Below are 24,935 nucleotides of genomic sequence, written 5' to 3'. Positions count from 1 at the left end.
ATTACAATTATGCATATAATAAAAGCCAAGGTTCCGAGTGGTAACAGGTATTCCATTAAATCAACATCACGTCCTTCAACTCTGAACAAGTAGTCCATAAACGAAACGTAGTTCCCCTCACACTAAGCTTCTTTCCGCCTCAGTCCAACAAGCTAATCTTTCTCCCTGTCCGGGCACTTTCGATGGCGCCGAACACCATCAGCATGCTCTGCAGGTTGTCTCTGCAGTCCGTCTCGGCACGTCGCCCTTCGGATAAGGCGGTGAACATTTCCTCCAAGCAGCCATGATGGAACGATTGCTCCTGCGGCCTCACTTCCGCAGCAACCCGAACATATTCGCGTAAGAATTTGCCGCCCTGATCACCAGGCGCGACAACCTCGGCATAAGGCTCCCCTTGACCATCCCATAGTATGGTTCCTTTCTCACCCGTTACACGCCATGAAGCTTCCCACGAAGTCGGCGCGCCTTCCGCACACCAGGAGCCGCGATAGCAGAATATGGAGCCGTCCGACATCTCAAAGATACAGATGGCAGCAGCATTACCAGCGTACCAAGACCCGGCAGGATTAAATTCCTGACAATACACCGACACAGGATCCGCTCCCAGAATGAGGCGCGCCTGATCAAATGTATGGATGGCCATATCCAGCAGCAGCGGGCTGTCCATCGCATCGCGAAAGCCGCCGAAATGGGGCCCTATAAAAAAGTCTGCGCCTGCATAACCGGCTTTGCCAATCGTGCCCGCCTCAATCATTTCCCGCAGCGCTCTGACTCGGGCATCAAAACGACGATTCTGCATCACGGCATGCATGCGCCCCGTTTCATCTGAGATGCGAATCACTTCCTTGCATTCCTCCAACGTTTCAGCCAAGGGCTTCTCGGTGAATACTGCGCAGCCCAGCCTCATCGCAGTCGTACTAACAGCATGATGACTCGCAGGGATGGTAATATCATAGACAAGATTGGCTCCTGTCTCTTCAATAGCCTGCTTCACTTCCGTAAAAACACGGCAGGCTAGTCCGTGCTTCTCTCGCATCGCTTCCGCAGATTCCAGCCGGATATCCACAAGAGCCACAATTTCGGCATCCTCCCGCTTGCTTGTATATTCAATCCATGTGTTTGCCATTCCTCCGCATCCGATTACGGCTATCTTATATGTCGACATGAATCATTCCTCCTATACTAAAGCTAACTATACTAAATTGAAACCGCTACCGCAACATTTGCACAACCACTTGCTTTTCCTACTTTTTCGCAACATTCAATGAACTTGTATGTCTAGACAAAAAGAACCGTGCAGGGCTCTTAAAGGGCTTCGAGTCCCCTCTGCTCCTGCAACGGTTCTTTACAAAAACGCTGGATTAATGGCGATCCACGAGCGACATAATCATCGTTACTGCTTCCGCTCTTGTCGCATTATCGAATGGCACGAACATATTATTGTCACGACCATGAATCAAGCCTTCACTAACTGCAGACGCCACTAGCGGGTTCGCCCAATCCGGAATATCATCCGTATCTGCAAATGAGGATTTAGAGCCTTCCTCGGCTTGAATGCCGGCAGCGCGCATGACCATAACCGCCATTTCAGCACGGGAAATCAATTGATTAGGACGGAACGTGTTGTCATCATAGCCGGACACAATGCCCGCATTAACTGCTTCTGATACCAAAGATCGACCCCAATTAGGAATGCTGTCCACATCTGTAAAATTGAGGGTCACACCGCCATTTGCAGGAACATCAACAGCGCGGAGCAGCATCGCTGTAAATTCTGCTCTTGTTACTTGTCCTTCTGGATGGAAGGTGCCATCTTCGTATCCATTTACAATGCCAAGGCCGGCTGCTTTTTCAATTGCCTTTTGAGCCCAATGCCCGATAATATCGCTGAACGTAATCGTCTTTTCAATAACGGAAGGCTTGACGCTTAGCTTCACATTTGGCGTATAGTCTGTTGCTTTCAACTGGCTGTCAACATTTTTCACACTCGTAAGCTGAATATCCGCGTCTCCGTTTTTGATGCTTTCGAACGTTAACACAGCAAGCTCAACCGTGCCGTTCTCACCGGATTTCGGTCCTACTTTCGTATGCGCAAAAGTAACTTTGCCGTCCTTGACAATTGCAGGTACGGAAAAGCCCGTCATAGAGCTGACCGCTTTTTTGAATTTCAGCAGCTTCGTATCATATGTGACATTAATTTCGTAGCTGTATAAATCAACCAAATCATCTCCTTTTACCGTCACGCGAAAATCATGCCCTGTGTTCGTCTGGTTTTCACTGACTGACATCGAATAGGTAGGCGATTCTGCAGCCATGATGGCAGCAGGGAACAACGATAGGCACAAGAGTAGAGTCAAGCATAGAAGCGTTAATTTTTTCATCATATGTAGATTCGTCCTTTCCGTTCAAATAATCAATTTCTTAACTTACAGATACTCTTTGTATCATCACATGCATAGCTCTTCCTACATTTCTTCATTTCGAATAATAAGGCATTTGCGATCCTATCGCAGCTGCGTGAAACCGAATCCCCTCCTTGTACAATTTCATAAGAAGTACACATAACAAGCACCAAGCATAAAGCTAAAGCGATCGCTACATCTAAGCGGGCCCACTAAGAAGACCCCATAGATGAACGCGCTTACAAATCCGCCAATTATATACGCCAAAGAATCTCAGACTCCAAGGCTATGAAACCGAGTGTACCAACTTGTACATCTTTAGCACGATACAAATCGTATCACATTTATAATAAAAATACAACAACTTCTGCAATCCGATGCAATTGAGATAAACGGCTTACCCCTTCCTTTAATGACCAGTACGTTTATAACAAATATAAGCCGAATTATGGAGTGAAACTTATAAATTCTGGCAAAAGAAAAACCGCAGACTCTCTACATTCGCAGAAGGTCTCCGGTTTCGCAATGGCTCAATGGCTAGGCTTCAGCCTTCAGCGGTAAGTGCAGCTCTATGGTCGTGCCCTTTCCCTGCTCACTTTGAATATGCATCGTTCCGTTATGATTGGATACAATGCGCTTGCTGATTAGAAAGCCAAGTCCTGTCCCAGTTGATTTGGTCGTAAAAAACGGTTCTCCAATCTTCTTCAGCATTTCTTCGGGAATACCTGTTCCAGTATCCATAAACTTAACAATTACAGTTTCACGGTCCTCCTGCATGCTGATCGAGAGTGTTCCTCCGCCAGGCATAGCATCAATTGCATTTTTGCCTAAATTGAGAAAAACCTGCTTCAGTTGGTTCTCATCTGCCATTAAATCGGGGCTCGAATCACCAAGATCCATTTCAATTTGCACATTTTGCATATTGGCTTCCCCTGTAATCAGGTAAGCTACTTCCTCAAGCTTGCTTCTAAGATTAGTAGCCTTGAACGAAGCTGCCTGAGGCTTAGCAAGAACAAGCATTTCGCTCACGATACCTTCGATGCGGGAAACCTCGCTCATGGTGACTTCATAATATTTGGCTTGCGCCGGGGAGCCCGAGCTGAACAGCAGTTGGAGAAAGCCTTTGATAGCAGTCAGCGGATTGCGGATTTCATGCGCCACTCCGGCGGACAACTGCCCGATGGCAGACAGCTTTTCAGAATTTCTAACAAATTCCTCCGCCACTTTGGATTCGGTAATATCCGTAAGCATGACAAAATAGCCGGTGATTTCCGCTCCTTCCAGCATCGGTACCAGTGTAAAACAAACAGGAATGGCGTGCCCCTTCTTATGCCGGAGTGTTGCTTCTACGTCCCGCTTAATGTCTGCAGTCAACACTTCATCCAACAATTGCTGGGCAAATTCATGCTGCTCCTCATTCCAAAGAAACAATCTGGATTTCCCAAGCAGCTCGTTCTCTTTGTAGCCTGTCATCGCCTCATAAGCGGGATTCACCGCCACAAAGCAATGATTCATATCAAACACACTAATGCCGATAGGATTGTATTTGATGAGCGATTCCTGCCGATGCCTGATCCGGCCTGTCTCAAGAATGCTTTCTATCAAGAAAAAAACAACGGCCATCATCGTGATTTGAATGATGCAGGCAATGAAAAGAAAATTCGCATAGTGAAAAAATTCATGAAAGGCGTCTTTTCCATACTTAATGAGAAAGAGAGCTATGATAAAAAGCATTTCAACCCCAATAATGACAACAGACAGCAACTGCGTAATCCTGAAGCGCTTCTTCTGCGGAAACTTATCAAATCGCATGCACAGCAGCATCGGAATCGCCGAATAAATGAGAATTCCAGCAAGACTCGCTACCAAATCGTGAGGGTTTTCCCAGGCAAAGAATTGATAGCCCGAGAGCAAAGCGATGGCCAGCAGTCCAGCTCTTCGCTTTCCATACAAGATCGATACGATGATAGGCACACATTGAAAATTTTCCGGATGACCCAAGATATGAACAGGCATCAACTGGCATAAAATCCCGGCAGCCCCACCGTAGAGTCCCAATATCCAGCTTCGCCAAGGCAGCTGGCTGAACGATTTTCCGAATGCCCATATTTGATACAATGTAATCGGCAATATGATAATACCAAACTGAACGACATACTCACTCAACAACTAGACACACACTTCTCTCTTAAAGATTAAGTAGTATAAGTCTTTCGTCATCGAAGTAATGTAATCCTGCCTTGGTCAGAAAGAAGTCCGTTCACGGTTTCATCATCCTCTGGATAATAAATTCGTACCAAGACCAAGGAAGCAGCGATTTGCCCCACAGATGCAAACGTATTCCCCGCCCAAGCGGATACCTTAGTGATGGATTAGAAGTTCTCGCGATTTGAGCGATTTTTTCCGCTACCTCCTGCGGATCAGCTGAGGCTGCAGCAACCTTTTGGGACACTCCCATAACCAGGTCCAGCATCTTGCGATACGGGGATAGCTCTGACACGCTTACGTTTCGAAAGCCTTTCTCCCATATGTTCGTTTTGTAAGCGCCAGGCTCGACGAGCACAACACGGACTCCAAACGGCTTCATCTCCAGTCGCAGAGCTTCACTAAAGCCTTCCACCGCAAATTTGGAGGTGCTGTAAGGCGCATAGCCGGGCAGTGCGACTTGTCCGCTAATACTGCTGACATTGATGATCGTGCCAGAGCCTCGCTCACGCATATAGGGAAGAACCGCTTTCGTTACTGCGATTAGTCCAAACACATTCGTCTCCAGTTGCTCTCTCCAGACCCTCATCGGTACGTCTTCTACGAAGCCGCCGGCGGCAAAGCCTGCGTTATTGACAAGAAGATCCATTCGCCCATATTCCTTAGCGACCTGACGAATCGCTTGCTCAACGCCCGAATGATCATGAACATCCATCTGGATGACACTTATTTGCTTGGAAAGCTCCGCTTCCCTGGCCCGTTCGAGCAAGGCTGCTTGTTTACTTGTGTCTCTCATTGCGGCAATCACCCTAAATCCGCAGCCGGCCAACGATATAGAAGTTAGTAAACCAAATCCGCTGGAAGCACCTGTCACCACGGCAACCGGTTGTGTGTTTGTCAAAGTCAGCACCTCTTTCTTGCCACTACAGCTTATATTTACGTAAAAGCGGTATACCGATTCCATCAAGCACCTTTTGCAAAAAGCTCCAACCCATCCTGCGATAAAAAGGTAAATGGGCATCATAAACCGCGCTGTATTCGATATCAGCAAAAGCTCCTCGATTTCGCTTGAACTGAGCTGCACCTGAGCTCTCATGCAGCAAATGCCCATTCTGCCTGGCAATGTCCAGGAGCATGGCTGACAGCATACGGTACAGTCCAATTCGTTGGTCTTTGGACGTATCATAACCGAAGATTGGGGTCGTCATTACACCGTTGCGGCAGAAATAGCCAAGCACAGCATCAATGACTCCAGTTCCTCTGTGTCTTAGAGCCTCGAAATGTAAAACATGCTCCCGCAAAGCATGGGACAAAAATGGGATTCCAAATTGCGGATTGTAATAGGAGTATTTATCCAAGTAAAGCGCCTGATAAAGCTGCGCAATCCTCGGAATATCGGCATCCGTCAGCTGATCATGCCGCAGCACTTCATAATCATGCGCAGCAATCAAGGCATAGTCGCGTTTGACCAGCCATCTCGCTTTGGCATTCATTGTACTTGGGTCCGATGGCCTTAAAAAGTAAATCTGCCTGCTCGGCACAAAACGGAAGCCGATTGCCCTCAAGTCTAACATAAGCTGCTGGTTCGTCGTACGATTCAATGATCGGAATATCAAGGTATGAGAAGGAAATGACTGCAGGATTAGCGCAACCGACGACATGACCTGGTCTCGCGTTAGCTCAGGGTATAAATTCGTAGAAACGAGCCAATTGTTCACATGTACCGCTTGATTGAAACGAGAGGCTCGGAGCATAGCCCCCATCCCGGCGAGCAATCCCTTAAGCAGTCTTTCTGTTAGAGGCGAGCGCAGCAGGTAAAGCTCTTCCTTTGCATAGCTGACATAATGCGTATAAGGCGAGGTTACGTAGGAACTCTCATATTCCTCGTGATTGACAGTAACAGGCAGTATGTGGCTTTCGTCAAGCTGAAGCGCATACAGGGAGGTTTGCACGTTTGGAATCATATACTCCGTCCCGTGGTCAAAAAAAGGAAACATGAAGCGCTTGGCATAGGAGCCGTCAACCGTTTGCGGCCACTCCATCTTACCAAAGTCATGTTTATTAAACAGCCTAGCTTGGGTCGGCATGCTTAAATCTCCTCTCTACCCTTCGCAGCTTCGTGACTCCCGGTGTAAATTGGTACTTGGAAAATTCGACTTGCGGTAACCGGCATTCCAATCGCTGGCACAGTGCTTGCAAGTGAACAAGAATAGCCGTTTGAATGTCCTCTTGTTGTTCTTCTGCAGCATCTAATTGGATCTCCAAACGATCAGGCGCATGAAGGATGGCGTGGTAGGCGCTCACATGCTCAGATGCATAGACGACACAGCGGGATATAAAATCCGGAAAGACCGCAACCAGACGACTCGAATCTGAACTTGTTGAAGGGAAATAATACATATCGTCACAGCGTCCTTCAATATGCTCGATGGCTGTAAACGGAGAGCCGCACGGGCATGCCTCTGTTTGTTCCGTCAAAATATCATTTAATCGATACCTGACGATCGGCTGAGTAATTCGGCTAAAGTCCGTAATGACCGGCACGAACTTACCGAGGCCACGGTCTATATATTCTTTCTCCACATAGACGATATCCTCGTTCAGATGCAGGGTACCCTGCTCGCAGGATGCCGCTAGGAATCCTTCCGTACACTGATACACCTGATGAATCTGCTGCTCGAAAGCATCACCGATCAAACGACGGTCAAGGGGATCAAGCACTTCCGCAACCGAAACGACCCGCTTCGGCTCAATTTTAAGCTGGCCCTGCCGCTTAAAATCGGCCAGCTGGCGAAGCATGGAAGGGGGCCGACAAGTAAGGTCGGCAGCTGTTTGTGGAGTGCTTCCATATGCTTCTCGATCGGATCAAGCAAATCGTAAAAAAGAAACTGCAGCCTGCGGCTTCCTACAGATTGGTAGAGATTACTGTTGGCTCTTAAGAAGAAAGCGATCCGATGACGGCCCAGCAGAGATCCGGGTAATATTTTGGCGAGCACGGTCCCCGCCCATGCTAAGCGTTCCCGCCGGCCAACCAGAAAAAGCCCCCGATTACCGGAGGTACCGGAGGACAATCCTACGGTCACGGATCCGATCGTCGGCGAGAATTCTCGTGTGCGTTCCGCTTCCAATGCCGTTTGGAAGGCGTGCTCTTTTGAAATGCCCGCTGTATTGAGCTGCTGAAAATGCTGCATCATGACATCCTTATAAATGGATGGGAAATCTCTCCAGCTCTCCAGTGGAATATCGTTCCAGAGCTCTCTATAAAACTCGGAGGACCGACGTACCTTCCGCAGATGCTTTAGCACTTTCTTTTCCTGCCATGCCTCCAGCTCCTCTCGGCTTTTCCACCTTCGGAATCGACGCGTCATGACGTAATGATAAATGAGCAGCGGCAGGTCACGAAGCTTTACCATTCTGCGCCTCCTTGGATCCAGTTCTCCCAAACCTCGGGGCAGTGTGAAGGCACAATCCGAAGCTCGGGATGCTGTCTATGCAGCGCAACCAGCTTATTGAAGCTGTTCGCATATTGCTTAAAGCTTGGCGTAATAAGTCCGGTCAAAGGATGCGGCGGACGATTCTCCCGGTATGCCCGGCTTGACCAAGCCGCATCCGCGCAAAGCAGGTAATTATGCGAGTGGGTTGACAGCAGCAAGCCGATCTGGCCATCGGCATGACCCGGTAGGTCAACCGCCAACAGGCTGCCGTCGCCCAGCACATCCATCGCATACGGGAATGGATAGCCTTGCGGCAGCTTCACCTGCCGGGCTCTATCTATGATGCGGGAACGTTCAGCGAAGTCATCCGGCAGCAGCCTAGGCAAAAAGGCTCGACGCAAGGCAGCAAGACCCTTTAGATGCTTCACTTGTTCATACGCCTCGGGAAGATAGATATAGGCTGCATGAGGGAAATCCCTCAAGCCTGCGATATGATCGGCATGAAAATGAGAGATGATGACGGCTTTCACCTGCTCCGGCTCTATCCCCGCAGCTCGGAGCTGCTTGGCGGCGCTGTCTGCATCAGAATAATGAACCGGCGTGAGCATTCGGTACAACCGGTTCGGCAATTGATCCGTCTCAGCGAAAAACCGCTCGCTGTAGCCGGTGTCCCATAGCAAGATGCCTGCTGAAGGGTGTTCTATGCAAGCAAACAGCGCAGGAATCCTGCAGCTGCGCAGTGAGCCCCCGCGTATGGTGACCCATTCCGGGTGTGTGCAGTAGCCCGCAGCAAAAGTGCGGAGCTTGACTTGACGCTTTGCCAGCTGTTTACTTTCCATGCTGCTCCCTCCACCATGCTGCAAATTCATCCATCCCTTGATCTAGAGTAACTCGAGGTGAATACCCCAAATCCTGCCGCGCTAAGCCAATATCCAGCGTCTGGCTTCTACCCAGCATGCCCACTACAGCACGCGTCAGCATCGGCTCCTTCTCTCCCGGCAGCACTTTCGCAGCCAGCTCCATTGCTGCTGCGGCCGCGTAAGCCGCAGCGAAAGGGATCGGCTTTGCCTTTAGCCGCATTCCAAGCTTGTCAAATAAGGCCGAGACCGCTTCCGAGAAAACGGCCGGCTCGCCGTTCGTTATGTTATACGTGCGGCCGAGCACATGGGGCGGCGCACTTTGACAGAGGAGCAATGCGTCTACGACGTTGTCCACGTAGGTGAGGTCGACAATGGCTCTCCCCTTGTCGATCATAGGCACTCCGGTTCTCACATTTGCCTCGATCAATCGAGGCAGAATCGACGTATCACCGGGTCCGAATATCGCCCGCGGACGAATCATTACCGCAGGCAGGCCTGCCGCCGCAGCGCGCTCTACTGCGGCCTCAGCCAGCCGCTTCGTTGCGGCATAAGCGCTCGCTTGGCGCGCGGGAAGCACGTCGCTTTCCTTCACGCCAAGCCGGTCCGATGCGCCGAAATATACACTCGGCGTAGAAACATGAATGAGCCGTCCCACCTCATGCTGCCGGCATCCGGCTAGCACATGCTCCGTTCCGGCTGCATTCGTCTCGTAAAAGCTGCGGTAAGCTCCCCAGGCAGCAGACAACGCGCCGCAATGAAACACGGCGTCCTGTCCGGCGCATGCAGCTAGCACATGCTCCTGGCTGCGAAGATCGGCTTGCAGGAATCGCGCGCCGATCTTCGCCAGCATATGACCCGCTTCTACGTTTCTGCCTAGCGCTGTGACGTCCCATCCTGCCTCAATAAGACGCTGCGTCAGCCGTCCTCCGAGAAAGCCTGTTGCTCCCGTCACTAATGCTTTCATATCTCATCACCGTTCCATTCCAAATCGACGGTCGAGGCTTCTACCAGCGAAATGCCAAGCTTAGAAGCCACTTGCCTCATATGAATTAACATCGGCAGCTGCTCAACAAAGGGACGCAGGTCCTTCCAATGGAAGACTGCATCCTTCGTTGTCACCCACTTTTGCAGCCATCTTGGAATTTCCCGCAGAGCTGCCCGCCCGGACAGACCGTAGAGAAGCATCGGCAGGCTTAGCATTTTCTTTGCATGAGGGGAAGGTTGTAGAACCTCCCCTTCCCATCCATCAAGGCTCAGCACAGCTTCAGCAAAGCCCGGCTGATCCGCCAGCAAATGAACGCCGCTAGTTGTTCTCGGGTTGCATTCGATCGGATATAACCGGCCATCGGCCGTTTCGATAAAGTCAAACGCGATTTGTCCGGTAAATGCTATCCGCCAAACAAATGACTTTACCCATTCCAGAGATGCCGGGTGATCGAGCGGTTCAAAATAAACACTTGCGCCGCCTTGGACAGCATACTGAGATGTGTAGGTTGCATGAGCGTATAACCGTCCTTCACGAACGATACTATAGGTACATATTTGACGGCCTTCGATGTATTGTTGGACAATCCACGGGTAATCCTGAGGATCTGGCTGAGGAGTCGCGGTCCGCTTCATCTTGCCTGTGTCCAAGATTCGAATCTTCGCTGCGAATCTGGAATACTCAGGCTTCAAGATCACTCTATCGCCAAAAATCCCCCGCTCCGCCTCCTCGTGTCCCTGGTTATCTAAAAATGTTTCCCAATCAGCTTCTGAATTCAATCGAATCGTCGCCGGCGCTAGAAAGCCGAGCTCCTTCACTGTCTGGATAAAGCTCCATTTGCTATGCAACACACGAAGCTGTGGCAGCGTAACTGTGAATACCTCGCATAAGCGGCTTAACTTCTCGTAGCCCGATGCGGCGTAAAACGTTTCTTCGCAGGTGGGGACGAGCAGATCTATATGCTCACTCACAATGATTTCTTCTAAAGCATCTATAAAGCCTGACGGATCCACAGCTGGACTCGGAACGCGATAACAACGCTTCACCGAGCTGCTCTTTCGGCAAAGATGCCTTGGCAGGCTCTCCGCGGCTATCACCTCGCAGCCTGCCTTAGCAAGAGCGCGAACTAGCTCCAGTGCTGCTGGAGCACGGCCTCCTGTCACAAGGACTTTGCGGATGCGCGTGCCGCTAACTCCCGACTTAGTAGACAAGGTCGATGCCTCCCAGCGAGAACCCTGCTGATGTGCCGAGCAGCAGAACACGCTCACCGCGGCGAATGCGCCCCTGCCGGATCGCTTCGTGCAAACCCATCGGAATAGAGGCTGCAATCGTATTGCCATGATCCGGCGTAATATACATGAGCTGTTCCTCGGATATACCGAGCTTACGTCTAAGCAGCCTCATGGCCATTGCACTTCCCTGGTGAGGAATGACCACCTGATAATCCTTGATGCTGGCTCCGCTTGCCGTCATCAAATCCTTAAGAAAATCCGGCAGGAGACGGGATGCCATGCGGAAAATCGCTTCCCCGTTCATATCGAACAGAAAATCCGCTTCCGTGCTTTTGCTGTATTCACTAGCGTGCTTGGCGCTGCCGCCTCCCCTAATTTCGGAGTAACGGGCGCCGCTGCTGTACGTCTTCATAGAGGCGCTGAGGATTCGGGATGCGGCATCTGGCGCAGAGCGCTCGATCACCGCCGCTGCGGCACCATCGCCGAATAGCGCTGCGCTTTCCTTTTGCTCCCAATTTAATCCCTTGGACGCCACTTCGGTAGAAACCACGAGGACTCTAGCATAGCGGCCCGCGTGAATCATATAGGACATGACATCAAGAGCGGCAACAAAGCTAAGGCATGTGGAATTTATATCAAAAGAAGGTACTCCCGAGTCTTCTTGCCCCATCGCCCTTTGAATCAGCGACGCCGTACAGGGAATGGGCTGCTCCATCGTGCCGCTGGCACAGACCAGACAGTCGATGTCAGCAAAAGTGAGATCAGCTTCCGCCAGCGCGCGCTCTGCCGCTTTTGCTCCCATTTCCGATGCCGTTTCGTTATCTATAAAATGCCGCGTTATCACATTGGTCTTCTTGCGCACCCAGCCGGGCCGCAGCTGCAGCTGCGCATCCATTTGCTCATCGGTGATTTGTTGGCCTGGCAAATATTTACCGGTTCCAGCGACTCTTACTTGAAGTGCCATGGTGTCAACCGCCTTTACAAGTGTATTCTTAGCATATATTGTAAGGAATCGATGACAGCTGATATAGTACTAAGTTCATCTAGTACCTTTCGACAAATCCACGCAGCAATCCTTTGTAAAATGACTGAAAACTACGGAGTCCTCCATGAATCTTTATCAAATGTCTCGCACCACAATATGGAGCCTCGAAACGAAAAAACCGCCGTTACAGCATGGAAATTCCCATGTTGTAAGGCGGAATCGGTCATGGAGCCTAACGAGGCTTTGCTTCTATCCTTCAGTCTCCTTAGGCATCCAGATCCGGTAATTGCCGCTCAATGCCAGCATACTGAATAAATACAGACAGTTATCATAATACCTTCTGGCTCCGGTTCGAACCGGCGTGTTCCAGAATAAGTCAACGTTCTCTTTGGCATGTGGCCCATCTGTGGCCAAAGAGGCCATTGCGTTGGTAGCAATCAACCCGACAGGGTGAAGCGACTTTTCTTCAAAGGGCTCACCCGTTATCGTGTATCTTCGATAATCATCCGGGCTCTTATCGGCAAAGAAGCGCTGGATGTTGTCGATAATGGTCTGATGCCAATCGGATCGGCCGTACCACTCAGCATCCAATCCTATGTTGGCTGCCACGCGGTATGAATCGCTAAAGAAGTGACCGTACCCACGGTCATTATTCGGCGTTCCGTCATAATGCGCGTATTCCGGTGCCAGCCCCGTTTCCGGATGGCAAGAGATGGGCAGATATCGGCGGCTTGCTTCCGCAGCCTGCTTCCAGAAATCGCGGTCCTCCGGATAGGCCCATAGAGCGAACAGTTCATAAAAATGCGGCAGATGATAGGATGGATCGGAATATTCAACCTCCGGCACAAATTTGATCAGCTTGTTGTCCGGATTCCACATCGGATAGCCATCATTATGTTCCCCTTTGTGAATGCAGTCGCGGAGTAAGTCCTTCGCCTGTGTGCTGTAATTGTATGGCTCATCCCCGTCTCCCCAGCGATGGGACGCAAAGAACAGCGCCATAGCGAAGTATTCCTCGCCGTCCGGTGCGGGACCGTAAGCTCGCTTAGAGCCGTCCAGGTTGCAGGACCAGGCAAAATAACCGGCATGTCTACCTTCGGTCATATACATGTTCGTCTTGGCCCATTTCCAGACACGGTCAAATTCGTCTTTACGATCCAGCTGCACAGCCATCATCATCGCATAAGACATGCCCTCGGTTCTCACATCATCGTTTCCTGTATCCATGAAATAGGCCCCGGCATCGCCGGCGTCATAAAAAATTTTCGTATCCTCATCGCCATAAAAAATCTGCTGAAATGCATCCTCAACACGCTGTTTGACTTCTTCTTCGCTATATCCGTACTCTACAAACAGATTCCGGTATACACCGGTTTCGACTGCTCCTTGTGTCAAATTCTTCATATGGGCTCCTCCTAAGTATCAACCATTTTGAAACGAAGGTTTGTTTATTGCACGGACTGCCGAAAATTTATTCACGCTTCCAGCTCGTGGAATGGCGCCGTATGGCGGTCGCCAATGATCAAGTCATGACCTGACAGCTTCCGTAATCCGGTAAAAGGATGACTTCGGGGCTTGATTCACATCAAACAGCAGCGGCCAATTCTTCCGACCTTGAACCGGAAAATAATCCAGCCATGTATATTCGTCTCCTGCCCCCCAGAATGTAACAGCTGTTAAAACGCTGCTGTAGGCTTTGAACACTTCAAAGATTTGGTCGTAACGCTCTGTTTGAAGCTGCAGCATTTCTTCAGTGGGCTCGGTCAGATCCTTTCGCTTGTCGTCAAATCGAAACACCGATACATCAAGCTCCGTAATTTGCAGCTGCAAGCCTAATGAAGCATACCGTTCAAAAGCTTCCTTGATCTCCTCTATTGAAGGATCATAAATATTCCAGTGGCCTTGAAGCCCAATGCCATGGATCGGCACACCTTGGTCCAGCAAGGATTTGACGAGTTTATAGATCTTTTCACGTTTAACGGGGTTCGTTTCGTTATAGTCATTGTAAAACAGAATCGCGTCGGGATCTCGCTTCATGGGCAAATTCAAAAGCCTTGGCGATGTAATCCTCGCCGATCAACTCAAGCCACTTCGATGAACGAAGGTAACCATCGTGGCTGTCCTCTATGGCTTCATTTACCACATCCCAGGCATAAACCTTCCCTTTGTAGCGCCTGACGACACGGTCAATATGTTCCTTCATACGGGTGAGCAGCAGCTCTCTGGAAGCAGGCTCTCCGTCCGGTCCCGTAAATACCCAGTCGGGTGTCTGATTGTGCCAAACAAGCGTATGACCGCGCACTTTTTTGCCATGTTGTGCAGCAAATTCTATGATCGTATCCGCATCTTCAAAGGTGTAATGCTCGGGACCCGGATGAATCTCAATAAATTTCATTTGATTCTCTGCCGTTAAGCTATTGTAATGCTTTGTGATCAAATCCTTCTGCGACACAAGTGTCTTGGGATTGACCGCTGCACCGATATCGAAATATCGTGAGAAAGCTTGGAATAAAGAAGACACATGGGTTTCCTGGAATGTCATCTGTCATACTCCTTTTCCATCAATATAACCAAATAGGTTGGTAACGCTTCCAATTACATTGAAACATTTCATCTCACTCATCAAAATCATATCAATAGCCGCTTCGTTAAAAAACCTCTCTAACTATATGAAATACCTGAAAAAATTTAGATATGAGGATAAACAACTTTCAAATGAAAAAGACACAACTCCGAATTGGAATTGTGCCTGGTGCTGCTTTTACATGGCATTTTTATAGTTCATCTTATTTTCAAACATGGAATAACGGTCCTTTAAGAGCTTCTTATTAAACCGATAGGAGAACACAACAACCAGGTAGGTGACCGCAATTAAAGAAAACATAATGACAATATGTATAGCACTGACTTCACTTTGGATATAGTAGACCGTCGAGATAATAAGCGCAGTAAGAGCAGCTATCATTAAGCTGGAAACGATAAAAAACAATTTGTTAAGCGGCGGTGAAGAATAGATATTAGGAATCATATACCCAAATTTCTTACGGTCAATAATGTAAGCCAGAATGGAAATGACAACGGAAACCGCCAAAAGATTCAAATTCCTATGATATCCATTTTGAAGAAGTTCGCTGACAAAATTCGCAACAAACTCTAGCCCCGCTCCCACCAATGCAGAGATAATTCCAATCAACATACTATACCAAATGGAGATTCGAAATACTACTGCAAGTGAGATGACCCAGAAGATCAGTACGGAAGTCAAGCTGAGCACCGGAAAGTGCCAGTAAGTATTAAAATACCCGGAGTAGACAGCCAAAACGAGTGCAACCAATGAAATCTTTAAGAATGTCCTTTCAAACCGAAACAATGCGCCCGCTAAAATCAGTCCCGCCAAAAATTCGATAAAAGAAAAAAAGATGTTGATGAGTACCTGCTGCATGTGAATCCTGCTCCTCTGTCAAATAACTAGTACTTTAGTGATATTATATATCATACTTCGACATTATACGACATAAATATTCATTGTTTTATTTACCAGTTGACAGACAGAGCAGATCACCTTGACAGCAAGCCAAAATTCTATTGCTCCATAATTTTATACTGATACTCCCAACCAAGAAGCTCTTTAGCTCTCGCGCTTGAGAGCAGCGAAATCCGACCGTCCAGCGGTGTGCGGATGTCTTTCACGCCAGGCAAATATTTGTCAACCAGCTCTTGGGTCGGACGGTTCGAGGAAGAATCGTCTGCCGCCAAATTCATGACGACTGCGCCTAACCCATCCTTCTCAATGGCCAATCTGCAAGCGCTGGCAACATCCCTAGCGTCAATGTACGACCATAAGATCCGCAGTCTCGCATCAGTATCGTCGAAATTGGCTTTAATAGGGGCATAGCTCTCCGGCCATAAAATATTGCCCAAGCGGAAGCTCACGACCTGCATACCGGTGCGGCGGTGGAAGGCTTCAGCAGTCACCTCATTGACGACTTTGGACAAGCCGTAGCTGTCTTCCGGAAGTTGGGGATGGTTCTCGTCAATCGGTAGATAAGCAGGTTCAAAAAACTCACTGGCAAAACAAATACCGTATGAAGACTCACTGGAAGCGCTAACTACTTTCTTGATGCCTAGATTTGCCGCAGCCTCCAAAATATTATATGTACTCATTGTATTGTTGCGGAAGCACACTTCATTAGGAACCATGTACGCTTCCGGTATCGCTGCAAAATGAACAATTCCCGCTACCTCTTGACGGTTCCCCGTACTAAACATCGACAGCGCGTTATGCACTTGTCCTAAATCTGTAAGGTCGGTAATGATGGTTCGGCAGATTTTCTCATCAGGCGCCTTCACATCCAAATTAATAACTTCATAATTATGCTCTACAAAATGCTTAAGAATCCATTTGCCGGCTCTACCACTTCCGCCGGTTACTATAACGCGTGGCTTTGACACGTGTATTCCTCCCTAGATGATCTTTATGAACGCGCGTACACGAACAGTATATCAAGCCTCTTGGTGACAATCAAGCTCTCTACTATGAGAAAAGACACACACGAAAGAGAGTCCGCTTCTATTCTCAGAAGCCGCTCTCTTCTCATGTGTGCCGTGCTTACATCATCTGCTTATTTCTTATTCGCTTTAGCCCATTCATCCAGCTGTCTTTGTTTTTCAGCGATAATTTTATCCATACCTGCCGCTTTCATCTTGCTTACGAACTCAGGAACGTATTTTTCTGGATCAATAGTTCCTGTGTAGAGCCCGCCGGTAAATTGGGTCATAACGTTATTTGTCGCTGCAATTTCATTCTTTACTTTTTCCGGATCAAACACGAAGCCGAGAGCAATTGATTTTTGTGCACTGGAGTTGAATTCTTTATATTTATCCCAAATCTTAGGATCCTCTGTCTTCCAAATGTAGGAGTTCAGCTGATTACCGAACATCCAAGGCAGGTTCAGGTTATAGCCTACTGTTGCGGCATCCACGCCTTGCGGATAGTCAATAATGTTGTCACCGGCTTTTACATAGTGCTTACCTTCAAGACCCCAATCGAGCATATTCAGCAGCGTTTTATCCGTATAGAGCAGGTTGAGGAACATCATGGCTCTCTCAGGATCCTTCGATGTATTCGGAATCGCGAACATGGCGCTTGTCGTATCACCTGTTGTCGTATAAGGTTTCGTCAATTCGGCGGTAACCATCGGCATACCGGTATTGCGTGTCTCCTGCATATCAAAGCCAGGCTTCATGGACTCACCGTAGGAGAAGGCTTTACCCGCTTTCACAGCCAGGAATTCACTGTCCTTGTTGGTCGCTCCGTCTTTGTTAATGTAACCGGCTTGATACCATTTGTGCATCAGCTTCACCGTATCCATGAACTTCTGCGTTTCAAACATATCGATAACCTTCAGTTCATTGCTTTCGCGATCAAGTACCCCTGGGCCATCGCCAAGCATATCGAACATGCCGTAGCCCAAGATAGCGCTTGCAGGAGAACGGTCATTTTTTACTTGCAGCGGAACGATATTCGGCTCATTTTCCTTGATTGTTTTATAAATTGGCTCCAAATCCTTTAGTTCCTTAATAGCAGACAAATCAATATGATACTTGTCGACTAAGTCTTTTCTCATGACGACGCCCTTCGTTGCCGCAAATTCTTTATTGGCCACTACGCCATAGGACTTCCCGTTCAACTTGCCGCCTTCCACATAGGCAGGATCAAGCACGCTTTTGATACCTTGCCCATACTTATCGATAAGGTCATCGAGCGGAATAATTTGACCTTTCGCCACTTCTTGACCCAATCCGTACCAGGATGCCGTAAACATGAGGTCGAATTGCTCACCGGAAGCGAACATCAGATTTTTCTTATTTTCCCAAGCGCCCCAGTCGATCGGACGGATTTCAATGGTAGCATTGATCTTCTCGGTCAAATATTTACTCATTTCGTCTTGAACGGCCTGCAGATCCTTAGGCACAACGCCGGACGGGAAAATCATAACCAGTTTGTATGGCTTTAAATCTTTAGCTGATGACGCGCCCTTAGCATCTGAGGTTGCTGCCGCTTCTTTAGTCGGAGCAGTTGTCCCAGCAGATGTTTCCTCCTTGGGAGCGCTGGAGCACGCGGTAATGGCCAGTGAGAAAACCAGTGCAGTTGATGCAAGTGTAAATAGTTTCTTTTTAAACATACAAACCCCTCCATGAATGGTAATGTTATTTATGATAAACCGAGCCTATCGGTATTACCCTTTGACAGCGCCTACAGTTAAACCCTTGACAAAGTATTTTTGAAAAAAAGGATATGCCAGTACAATGGGGCCGATCCCAATGATCGCCATGGCCATTCGAACCGTCTCTGTAGGCAGAGTCGCCATAAGCTGAGCTGCATTAGTATTGCGCGAATTTTGTGCCAGAAACTGAATGTTAAGCAAAATTTTATTCAGCAGGTACTGCAAGCTGTATAGCTTGGAGTTGGATAAGAAGACAAGACTGTTAAACCAGTCGTTCCAGTAAGCCAGTGTATTGAATAAACCAACCGTTGCCAGTACCGGTGTGGAAAGCGGGATCACGATCTGTACAAAAATCTTGCTCTCGCTAGCCCCGTCCATATAGGCGGATTCTATAATCGCCATCGGAATGGAGGTTGCAAAAAACGTTCGCATAATGAGGACGAAGAACCCGTTTAACAACAGCCCGGGTATCACCAGACTCCATACGGTATCCTTCAGCGGGATTAGTTTAGTAAACACCAGATACCATGGCACCAATCCGCCGTTAAAGAGCATCGTAAAGAATACGAAGAACGTGAGCCCGTTTTTGTATGGAAAATCTTTACGGGATATCGGGTAAGCAAGCAGCGCCGTCAGGAGTAATCCCCCAAGTGTTCCTACCACAGTAATGAAAATAGTAACGCCGTAAGCCCGAATGATGGTCATAGAATCGAGGAACAAGTAACGATACGCCTCAAAGCTGATTTTTTGCGGAAGAAAGGAGTAACCGTTTTGCGCGATTGTTGTTTCATCTGTGATGGATACCATGAACACAAGAATGATCGGCAGTATGGTGGAGCATGCAATGAAGATGAATAATACGTGCAGCAGCCAGTGTGTTTTGTTGGAACTTGCCATATTCGTTTCCTCCCTAGAACAACGCCTGATCGCGGTTGAATTTGCGTACGACGGCATTGGAAACCAGTACTAAGATGAAGCCTACGAGCGACTGATACAGCCCCGCTGCTGACGACATCCCCAGATCACCGAGCTGCAGAAGTCCGCGATACACATACGTATCAATGACGTTCGTAACCGGAAGCAGCATGCCTGAGTCGAGCGGAACCTGGTAGAACAAACCGAAGTCTGCGTAGAAGATACGACCGATGGAGAGAAGCACCAGCGTTGTAATGACAGGCATTAACAGCGGAATGGTAATATGCCGAACCTGCTGCCACTTGCTCGCTCCGTCAATAACTGCTGCTTCATAATACTCACTGTCGATGCCGACAATAGCCGCAATGTAAATCACGCAGGAGTAGCCTACACCTTTCCAGGTGTTCACGATAATGAGAATCCAAGGCCAATACTTCGGTTCGTTATACCACGAAATCGGATCCAAACCGAACATCGGGAGGACGACTTTATTTAAAAATCCGTATTCAGAGCTCAGCAAGCTATACACCAAGTAAGCGACAATAACCGCCGATAAAAAGTAAGGAAGAAGCAGTGCGCTCTGGTAAAACTTCTTGGCCAGCTGCTTTCTCACTTCATTGAGAAGAATCGCTAATGTGACCGAGCAAACCAGTGTGATGACAATAAAAGCCGCATTGTAGAGTATGGTGTTTCTTGTGATAACGAAAGCGTCGGATGTATTGAACAAATATTCGAAGTTTTTCAAACCGACCCAATCACTGTTCCAAATCCCTTTGGCATAATTAATATTCTTGAATGCAATCATCGTGCCGAACATCGGCAGATAGTTGTTAAGCAGCAGGTATATGATCCCTGGCAAAGCCATGAGCCATAGTGACTTATACCTGTTCATCTGTCTCCAGAATGTGCGCTTATTTGTCAGTTGTTTCGCAGCCATGATGTTCCGTTGCCCTCCAGTTCCTTCTGTATTTTTCTTATTCTGCAGCTCCTTCTCTCTATAGCTTCATTATAGGTCTGTAGATAGCCCTCCCCTACCAATTCTGTGACCTCAAATGATACGATTATGACAAAAAACGAAAAAAGGACTTTCCTCGCACGGGAGTGCGGGAAAGTCCTAAGTCTAGTATCACTATGAGGTAGTGGATCGAGGCTTAGTTAATAAATTTTACAGCTTGGAGCATTCTCTCCAGCATGACGGTTGCTTCAGCGCGTGTCGCAGCATCGCCCGGACGCAGGTTGCCCTGATCGTCACCTTCTAGAATGCCGGCTTGTACAGCGCTATTGACGGAAGAAGCTGCCCACGATGAAATCGAATCTGCATCGGCGAACACCTTGGACTTACCGGAAGTTGTAATGGCCGGATCGACAAATTTCATGGCTCTCGTAAAGATAGCGGCCAATTGCTCCCGGGTAATCGAATCTTGCGGGCCAAATTGATCGCCATACCCTTCGATAAGCCCTGCAGAAACAGCGATATTAACGTCCTTAGCGAACCAGTCATTAGCGCTCACGTCCGTAAAGCTTGTTGAAGCCTCGCTTGTACGATCGGAAAGACCCAGCGCTCTCACCATGAGGCTCGTGAACTGCGCGCGCGTCATTAGGGATTGCGGTTCAAAGCTAGTGTCGGTCATACCATTCACTAGCAAGTGGGAAGCCATTTTGGAAATGGAAGCTTCCGCCCAGAACCCTTGGGTATCGGCAAAATCCTTCTTGCCCGATATCACAGCGTAAGAGCTATTGCCCGGACGTTGAATGACGGCCGCATAGCCTGATTCATCCTTGGTGAAATATGTAGGCACCGGCATGAAGCTGCCGTCCTCATTCACTTTTACAGCTGCAGTATGCGCATCGTCAACCGTCATACCTGCATGCAGGGAACGGGCGACATATACATTACCGAAGCTTTCAATTTCATGCTTGTTATCGCTTGCATCCACCGATTCAATCTTAAAATCAACCGGTCCTCCCAGTAAGGTCAGCCCATTCTTGACGGCGTTATCTTTGGCTTTCTCCATGCCGGAGCCCGTCACTTGGGAAATTGAAAACTCGATCGCTTGACCTTTGTTTCCCTCCAATGCCTTAAGCGGCAGGCGGTAGTCGCCGTACTGTGTGGCAATAATAATGGAGGCTGCATCCCCGCCTTGTTTGCCAATAGCTTGCATGACATCATCAGGGATGGATACGGACAAGGTGCTTACCTCATCTGTCTCGGGTACCATAACAATGAATGTCTTGGAAGACGCGTCTCCCTTCTGAATGCTTTCCAGGGCTTTGCTGCTGTCAAGAGTAAACTTAGCTGTACCGGCCGTGTGGGAGGTAGGTTTAACAGCTGCTGAAATGTCGGTACTCACCTTATTTGTATCAAGAGTCGGAATGAGGCGTGATTTGGAGGGTGTTGTCGATTCTTGAGGTGCCCCCCACCTCCTCCACTGCCTGTATGTTGGGAACCTGACTTTTTCACTTCAAAGGTTGCTGTCTTAACCTGGGTACCTTGCCCGACAGCTATGGTGTACATACCAGTTGGCCACTTCAAATCGTCAGCAGGAACGGTGAATGTATCCTGGAATGTTCCATTCACAACCTTTTGCACATCGAAAAAAAGATCGATTTGATTAGGTCCTACAATTTTGATTGTGACTTCCGTCAATGATGATGTACCTGAAATTTGAAATGCGCTTCCTTTTGTAACGCTACCAGGGGCCTGTATGCTGAGAGCTGCCTCCCCCTGCGAAGCAGGGGTAGCATAAACAGCCGAGGCAGTTGACAGCAGCATACATGCGGACATCGTAATACTCGCCAGTATTTGTTTTGGCACGGCAACGATCCTCATCTTTCTTGTCAAATTAGTTCTGAATCCATAACGGATCAGCTAGATTCGTACCAACGTTGGTGATACTGCCGATATCGTATGAATCAACCACGAACACACCAAGCTTATAGTTGCCTCCGGTTACATTGAAATACGTTGACAATTCCTGTTCTCCAGCACCTACGCCTACGGCATTAATACCTACCGGCGTTGTTCCGTCCATCAACATGAATATCACAACCTTGTGGCTAATGCCGACACCAGAAACAGTTGGAGACACTTTCACTGAAGCTGTTACACCGTTCTGATTACTGAAGGATTGTTGCGTCAAAATGAATGGCTGCAAGTCGGGAACGTTATCAATTAGATCGTTTCCTTCCAACGTCTGGGAGTTGGCGATTATGGTCATCGAAGCCGAATTACTGCCGTTCTCAACTCGCAACTGATAAGATCCATTCGGCACTTCAAAATAATAACGAACTTTGGAGGTGTCTCCTGGAGTGCTAATGACCCCATATGTTGCTCCCTGAACCGTCTGCTTTTCTTCATCGTAGACCGCAGCTAAGACATCACCGCTAGTGTTGGTCAAGCTGACCGTTGTTCCTGCTTTCATGGAGCTATCTAAAGCAATATCACCTGTAATATAGTGCTTGTGCGAATAATCCTGACCTTGTCGCTGGATATTAGCCTTAAAGAACGCTGTGCCTCCTGGAACATAAGGTACCGTCCATGTCAGGTTGGGGTCGGCTCCCCATTCGGTATTGTTCGAGGCGTCCTTGCGAATAGCCTTGAATTCATAAGTCACCGAAGCTTTCAAATCCATATTCAACTGCCAAAATCCGTTGCCCTGATAAGTGGCCGGAACGGCATGGTCCGGATTCCAATCTCCAATCGAGCCGCTGTTGCCGACGATATATACCTTGGCATTCACCGGATCAGCCTCAGGATCATAGACATTCATGGATACGCTCTGAACAGGCAGTTCGCCGAGAGTCATGACCGTCATGAAAGGGGCTAGCATTTGTGTTGCTGACCCATCCGCCTTCACAATGTCCTGCAAGCGAAGCAGAGTGAAAACATCGTAGTCATACGTTTTTAATACATCGGAGATGGTCAGGTAATTCTCTGCATTTCCGATGGAGAGGGCGTTCTCCCCTTCGAGTACAATCCCTCTTTCTTTGGCAAGCTCAGATACCTGCGCAACCAAATCTTGAGGTTTACTGTAGTTAGGAGCATCACCATAGCCGTTGGCTGCATTAGTCATTTCCAGACAAGTAAACGTTAGGTCAACGTTGTTAGCTTGATAAAGATCCAGCATTTTCGCATAATCGTACAAGCCCGTTGCTTGTTCAGCGGAATGAGGCGCTGCCGGATTGCTGTACTGCCAGTGAATTCCGGGCATTTTGGCGCTTAAGTCCACACCAAACGTACCATCCAGATCTTGATGAGCTTTTGTAATAATATCGGTAAAGTGAGTTTCCAAAGTGCCTTGATACCAGCTCAGAAAGTCCACGCCGTACGTTTTGGCGTAATCCCCGCTGGAGTAAAACGTATCTCCATTAGCAGGTGGCTGCACCCCGGAGAAATCAGCAAGCGATGTACCCCATGCTGTATTGAGCTGGGCAATGTTGCCGTACTTGGCTTGCATGCTGGCTTGGAAATCGGCAATCGCTGACTCCGAGTACGCCTGGAACAATCCTCGGGATGGATAATTCCATTTTTGTGTATCGTTAAAATTATAGCTCGGATATCTCAGTTCTCCTGCCGGACCCATGCCGATATGGAACTTATCAATCGATGATTTGAATGATGCCATTTCCTGAGCAAACGATTTAAATGCACCGTCATACAGGTTCACTGCATCTTTATACCAAGGGGCTATGTATTCGTTGTCATAATATCCGGATTCGGATTTAAACTCCATTTGCTCCTTGCCGCCGAGGGACCAAACCCAATTAGGAAGCGGATAATAGCAGGTATCTCCTACGTTCGTTCCGCACTGATGAAAGGAAAAGATCGGAGCAATCTTCAAGCCTGCATCGGAAATATGTGTGAATAAAGTCTTATAATAACTCCAGTCATACTGGCCTTGCTGCGGCTCGAAATGATTCCACCACATATCGACTTCAACGCCGTAAACACCGCTGTCTTTTAGTGTCTTCATTTGCTTGTCAAAAGCGGGCCAATCCGTAACATCCGTTAAATTCAGCATGACAACAATCTTCGTATTGCCGCTTATTTCCGCTGCATTCGAAACTGGCGTAATTAGAGTGCTGCCAAGTAATAATAGCAAAGCAAGGATAAATGACATGACAATCTTGTACGATTTCGTACGATGGATATGAGGAACGAACAACAGTTTCAACTCCCTTTTACATTTTCAAATTCCGTCTGTTACTTGCCTGCACTAAGTATTCAATATTGTTTGTACGCTTCACTCCTTTGATATGGATAAATGAAACCCATAGTTGCAAACTGAAGTCATTTGATGTGAAGGTCGTTTATGTTGCGATTGTGCAATCGTTTGCTCAAATATGTAAAACATCATCCTGATTCTCAGTCTGAAACCTGATTTCACCGATTAATCACGCACAATCACAACTTGTAAACGCTTCACTCATAATGACATCATACACCAATAAAAGGATTTTGTAAAAACGTTTGCACAACTTTTTTTAATATAAATTGATTAACATCTATTACACCAAATGAACCACACACTTAGACGCAAAAAGGCCGCCTCAAGAGCGGCTCAAACTGTTGATCAAGGGAAGCGAAGGGCTCAGTTGTTTTCGTAGAGGCGTACAGGGCGCCTTTGACAGTTTTGTTATCGCCTTAGAAGCTCATCGTTCAATCGAATAACAAAATGTCAAAATGCGCT

20 protein-coding genes and 1 pseudogene are annotated in these 24,935 nt (G+C 48.0%); all 21 read right to left on the bottom strand.

Going from position 1 to position 24,935, the window contains the following annotated elements; all coding sequences use genetic code 11:
- Positions 1-139: 139 nt before the first annotated feature.
- A complete protein-coding gene (locus L0M14_RS07510; RefSeq protein ID WP_235121554.1) occupies positions 140-1,165 on the bottom strand; it encodes a Gfo/Idh/MocA family protein in 1,026 nt (341 codons plus the stop codon).
- Positions 1,166-1,361: 196 nt separating this feature from the next.
- On the bottom strand, positions 1,362-2,384 hold the full coding sequence (locus L0M14_RS07505) for an S-layer homology domain-containing protein (protein WP_235121553.1): 1,023 nt from the start codon (positions 2,382-2,384) through the stop codon (positions 1,362-1,364).
- 555 nt (positions 2,385-2,939) lie between these two features.
- A complete protein-coding gene (locus L0M14_RS07500; RefSeq protein WP_235121552.1) occupies positions 2,940-4,571 on the bottom strand; it encodes a PAS domain-containing sensor histidine kinase in 1,632 nt (543 codons plus the stop codon).
- A gap of 91 nt (positions 4,572-4,662) precedes the next feature.
- Positions 4,663-5,508, bottom strand: coding sequence for an SDR family oxidoreductase (locus tag L0M14_RS07495; RefSeq protein ID WP_235121551.1), 846 nt, complete (start codon positions 5,506-5,508; stop codon positions 4,663-4,665).
- Positions 5,509-5,530: 22 nt separating this feature from the next.
- Positions 5,531-6,694, bottom strand: a complete 1,164-nt coding sequence (locus L0M14_RS07490; RefSeq protein ID WP_235121550.1) for a GNAT family N-acetyltransferase — start codon at positions 6,692-6,694, stop codon at positions 5,531-5,533.
- Positions 6,678-7,406, bottom strand: a complete 729-nt coding sequence (locus L0M14_RS31455) for a F390 synthetase-related protein (protein ID WP_311198850.1) — start codon at positions 7,404-7,406, stop codon at positions 6,678-6,680. Before L0M14_RS31455 ends, L0M14_RS07490 begins: the two co-directional genes overlap by 17 nt.
- Positions 7,301-8,020, bottom strand: a complete 720-nt coding sequence (locus L0M14_RS31450; protein WP_311198849.1) for a hypothetical protein — start codon at positions 8,018-8,020, stop codon at positions 7,301-7,303. The genes L0M14_RS31455 and L0M14_RS31450 overlap by 106 nt, the downstream gene beginning before the upstream one ends.
- Positions 8,014-8,880, bottom strand: a complete 867-nt coding sequence (locus tag L0M14_RS07480; RefSeq protein WP_235121549.1) for an MBL fold metallo-hydrolase — start codon at positions 8,878-8,880, stop codon at positions 8,014-8,016. The genes L0M14_RS31450 and L0M14_RS07480 overlap by 7 nt, the downstream gene beginning before the upstream one ends.
- On the bottom strand, positions 8,870-9,865 hold the full coding sequence (locus L0M14_RS07475) for an NAD-dependent epimerase/dehydratase family protein (protein WP_235121548.1): 996 nt from the start codon (positions 9,863-9,865) through the stop codon (positions 8,870-8,872). The genes L0M14_RS07480 and L0M14_RS07475 overlap by 11 nt, the downstream gene beginning before the upstream one ends.
- The gene (locus L0M14_RS07470) at positions 9,862-11,097 is read right to left on the bottom strand and encodes an ATP-grasp domain-containing protein (protein ID WP_235121547.1); all 1,236 of its coding nucleotides are present in this window, start codon (positions 11,095-11,097) and stop codon (positions 9,862-9,864) included. Before L0M14_RS07470 ends, L0M14_RS07475 begins: the two co-directional genes overlap by 4 nt.
- Positions 11,087-12,082, bottom strand: coding sequence for a beta-ketoacyl-ACP synthase III (locus L0M14_RS07465; RefSeq protein WP_235121546.1), 996 nt, complete (start codon positions 12,080-12,082; stop codon positions 11,087-11,089). The genes L0M14_RS07470 and L0M14_RS07465 overlap by 11 nt, the downstream gene beginning before the upstream one ends.
- 270 nt (positions 12,083-12,352) lie before the next feature.
- Positions 12,353-13,507, bottom strand: a complete 1,155-nt coding sequence (locus L0M14_RS07460) for a family 8 glycosyl hydrolase (protein WP_235121545.1) — start codon at positions 13,505-13,507, stop codon at positions 12,353-12,355.
- Between the two features lie 123 nt (positions 13,508-13,630).
- Positions 13,631-14,645: pseudogene (locus L0M14_RS07455) on the bottom strand (endo-1,4-beta-xylanase).
- Between the two features lie 219 nt (positions 14,646-14,864).
- Positions 14,865-15,545: a hypothetical protein gene (locus L0M14_RS07450; protein ID WP_235121544.1), complete on the bottom strand. Its 681-nt coding sequence runs from the start codon at positions 15,543-15,545 to the stop codon at positions 14,865-14,867.
- Positions 15,546-15,685: 140 nt separating this feature from the next.
- Positions 15,686-16,555 carry an NAD-dependent epimerase/dehydratase family protein gene (locus L0M14_RS07445; RefSeq protein ID WP_235121543.1) on the bottom strand — a complete coding sequence of 290 codons (870 nt, stop codon included), beginning with the start codon at positions 16,553-16,555 and terminating at the stop codon, positions 15,686-15,688.
- 170 nt (positions 16,556-16,725) lie between these two features.
- Entirely contained in the window at positions 16,726-18,288 is a 1,563-nt protein-coding gene (locus tag L0M14_RS07440; RefSeq protein ID WP_235121542.1) for an ABC transporter substrate-binding protein, read from the bottom strand.
- A 54-nt stretch (positions 18,289-18,342) separates the two neighbouring features.
- Complete coding sequence (locus L0M14_RS07435) at positions 18,343-19,227, bottom strand: carbohydrate ABC transporter permease (protein ID WP_235121541.1); 885 nt, start codon at positions 19,225-19,227, stop codon at positions 18,343-18,345.
- Between the two features lie 13 nt (positions 19,228-19,240).
- Positions 19,241-20,182 carry an ABC transporter permease gene (locus L0M14_RS07430; protein WP_235121540.1) on the bottom strand — a complete coding sequence of 314 codons (942 nt, stop codon included), beginning with the start codon at positions 20,180-20,182 and terminating at the stop codon, positions 19,241-19,243.
- A gap of 214 nt (positions 20,183-20,396) precedes the next feature.
- The gene (locus L0M14_RS07425) at positions 20,397-21,596 is read right to left on the bottom strand and encodes an S-layer homology domain-containing protein (RefSeq protein WP_235121539.1); all 1,200 of its coding nucleotides are present in this window, start codon (positions 21,594-21,596) and stop codon (positions 20,397-20,399) included.
- Positions 21,593-22,060 (bottom strand): hypothetical protein, encoded by a 468-nt coding sequence (locus L0M14_RS07420; RefSeq protein ID WP_235121538.1) that lies wholly within the window; start codon positions 22,058-22,060, stop codon positions 21,593-21,595. The genes L0M14_RS07425 and L0M14_RS07420 overlap by 4 nt, the downstream gene beginning before the upstream one ends.
- A gap of 28 nt (positions 22,061-22,088) precedes the next feature.
- A complete protein-coding gene (locus L0M14_RS07415) occupies positions 22,089-24,410 on the bottom strand; it encodes a family 14 glycosylhydrolase (RefSeq protein ID WP_235121537.1) in 2,322 nt (773 codons plus the stop codon).
- Positions 24,411-24,935: the final 525 nt, after the last annotated feature.

This window comes from Paenibacillus hexagrammi, assembly GCF_021513275.1.
Lineage (GTDB): Bacteria > Bacillota > Bacilli > Paenibacillales > NBRC-103111 > Paenibacillus_E > Paenibacillus_E hexagrammi.
This window is presented reverse-complemented; position numbering and strand designations above follow the sequence as displayed.

Excerpts from the sequence above, each read along its gene's own strand:
- L0M14_RS07510 (WP_235121554.1), bottom strand. The coding sequence starts at position 1,165 with ATGTCGACATATAAGATAGCCGTAATCGGATGCGGAGGAATGGCAAAC.
- L0M14_RS07505 (WP_235121553.1), bottom strand. The coding sequence starts at position 2,384 with ATGATGAAAAAATTAACGCTTCTATGCTTGACTCTACTCTTGTGCCTA.
- L0M14_RS07490 (WP_235121550.1), bottom strand. The coding sequence starts at position 6,694 with ATGCCGACCCAAGCTAGGCTGTTTAATAAACATGACTTTGGTAAGATG.
- L0M14_RS31455 (WP_311198850.1), bottom strand. The coding sequence starts at position 7,406 with ATGCTTCGCCAGCTGGCCGATTTTAAGCGGCAGGGCCAGCTTAAAATT.
- L0M14_RS31450 (WP_311198849.1), bottom strand. The coding sequence starts at position 8,020 with ATGGTAAAGCTTCGTGACCTGCCGCTGCTCATTTATCATTACGTCATG.
- L0M14_RS07480 (WP_235121549.1), bottom strand. The coding sequence starts at position 8,880 with ATGGAAAGTAAACAGCTGGCAAAGCGTCAAGTCAAGCTCCGCACTTTT.
- L0M14_RS07475 (WP_235121548.1), bottom strand. The coding sequence starts at position 9,865 with ATGAAAGCATTAGTGACGGGAGCAACAGGCTTTCTCGGAGGACGGCTG.
- L0M14_RS07465 (WP_235121546.1), bottom strand. The coding sequence starts at position 12,082 with ATGGCACTTCAAGTAAGAGTCGCTGGAACCGGTAAATATTTGCCAGGC.
- L0M14_RS07460 (WP_235121545.1), bottom strand. The coding sequence starts at position 13,507 with ATGAAGAATTTGACACAAGGAGCAGTCGAAACCGGTGTATACCGGAAT.
- L0M14_RS07450 (WP_235121544.1), bottom strand. The coding sequence starts at position 15,545 with ATGCAGCAGGTACTCATCAACATCTTTTTTTCTTTTATCGAATTTTTG.
- L0M14_RS07440 (WP_235121542.1), bottom strand. The coding sequence starts at position 18,288 with ATGTTTAAAAAGAAACTATTTACACTTGCATCAACTGCACTGGTTTTC.
- L0M14_RS07435 (WP_235121541.1), bottom strand. The coding sequence starts at position 19,227 with ATGGCAAGTTCCAACAAAACACACTGGCTGCTGCACGTATTATTCATC.
- L0M14_RS07430 (WP_235121540.1), bottom strand. The coding sequence starts at position 20,182 with ATGGCTGCGAAACAACTGACAAATAAGCGCACATTCTGGAGACAGATG.